A 1,737-nucleotide genomic window follows, 5' to 3' on the forward strand; every position below is an offset into this window, starting at 1 on the left:
GCTCTACCAACACCACCACCCCCCCCCCACCCCCCACCACCCCACCCCCCCCCCCCCCCCCCCCCCCCCCCCCCCCCCCCCCCCGCTGCCGCGGGCCGCAGGCCGTCGGCCCGGGCTCGGGCCCGGGCTCGGACTCGGACTCAGGCGCTCTTGTCGCGGCGCTCGCGCTTGATCATGTCGCGCGGGACGAGGGTGGGGATGGCGTGCTTGGAGACGACGTCCCCGGTGACCACCACGCGGGCGACGTCCTGGCGCGAGGGGACCTCGTACATCACGGACATCAGCACCTCCTCCATGATGGCCCGCAGACCGCGCGCGCCGGTGCCGCGCAGGATCGCCTGGTCGGCGATCGCCTCCAGCGCGTCCCGGGAGAACTCCAGCTCCACGCCGTCCAGTTCGAAGAGCTTGCGGTACTGCTTGACCAGCGCGTTCTTCGGCTCGGTGAGGATCTGCAGCAGCGCCTCGCGGTCCAGGTTGTGCACGCTGGTGATCACCGGCAGACGGCCGATGAACTCGGGGATCATGCCGAACTTCACCAGGTCCTCGGGCATCACCTGGCGGAAATGGTCGCTGGCGTCCGACTCGCGCTTGGAACGGATGTTGGCGCCGAAGCCGATGCCCTTGGCACCCGCGCGGCCCTCGATGATCCGCTCCAGGCCTGCGAAGGCACCGCCGACGATGAACAGCACGTTGGTGGTGTCGATCTGGATGAACTCCTGGTGCGGGTGCTTGCGCCCGCCCTGCGGCGGCACCGAGGCGGTGGTGCCCTCCAGGATCTTCAACAGCGCCTGCTGCACGCCCTCGCCGGAGACGTCGCGGGTGATCGACGGGTTCTCGCTCTTGCGCGCGACCTTGTCGATCTCGTCGATGTAGATGATCCCGGTCTCGGCCTTCTTGACGTCGTAGTCGGCCGCCTGGATCAGCTTGAGCAGGATGTTCTCGACGTCCTCGCCGACGTAGCCGGCCTCGGTCAGCGCGGTGGCGTCCGCGATCGCGAAGGGGACGTTCAGCATCCGGGCCAGGGTCTGCGCCAGCAGGGTCTTGCCGGAGCCGGTGGGGCCCAGCAGCAGGATGTTCGACTTGGCCAGCTCGATCGCGTCCTCGCGGCCGTTGCCGCCGCTACGGCCGGCCTCGCCCGCCTGGACCCGCTTGTAGTGGTTGTAGACCGCGACCGACAGCGCCTTCTTGGCGAGGTCCTGGCCGACCACGTACTGGTCCAGGAACTCGTAGATCTCGCGCGGCTTCGGGAGCTCCTCGAAGCGGACCTCGGAGGTCTCGGCGAGTTCCTCCTCGATGATCTCGTTGCACAGGTCGATGCACTCGTCGCAGATGTACACGCCTGGGCCGGCGATCAGCTTCTTCACCTGCTTCTGCGACTTGCCGCAGAACGAGCACTTGAGCAGGTCGCCACCGTCTCCGATGCGTGCCACGAGGTGCTTCCCCTTCGCCAGGGGCCCCGCGGGGGTTCCGGGGCCTGGTGCTGTGGACCGTCCGCGCCGACGGCGCTCGGTCTCGCTATCCGACGGTACTCTGCCGGGCCCGTGATTCCGTCCTCTTCGCCGGGTCTGCCCTACGCCCTGGGCGAATTGATACCGAACAGATGCCGTGGCAGCGCCCGCCGACGGGTCGGGGGGGGGGGGGGGGGGGGGGGGGGGGGGGGGGTGGGCAGGGGGGGGGGGGGGGGGGGGGAAAAAGGGCCGCGCTTCACCACCGCGGGGGTGGGCGGGCGCAGCACGA

General features: G+C 70.2%; 1 protein-coding gene. It reads right to left on the reverse strand.

From position 1 onward, the window contains the following. Nucleotides 1–140 precede the first annotated feature (140 nt). Complete coding sequence (clpX, locus tag ACZ4W5_RS25425; protein ID WP_030283761.1) at nucleotides 141–1,430, reverse strand: ATP-dependent Clp protease ATP-binding subunit ClpX; 1,290 nt, start codon at nucleotides 1,428–1,430, stop codon at nucleotides 141–143. Nucleotides 1,431–1,737: the final 307 nt, after the last annotated feature.

The organism is Kitasatospora sp. NPDC029367 (assembly GCF_055569135.1).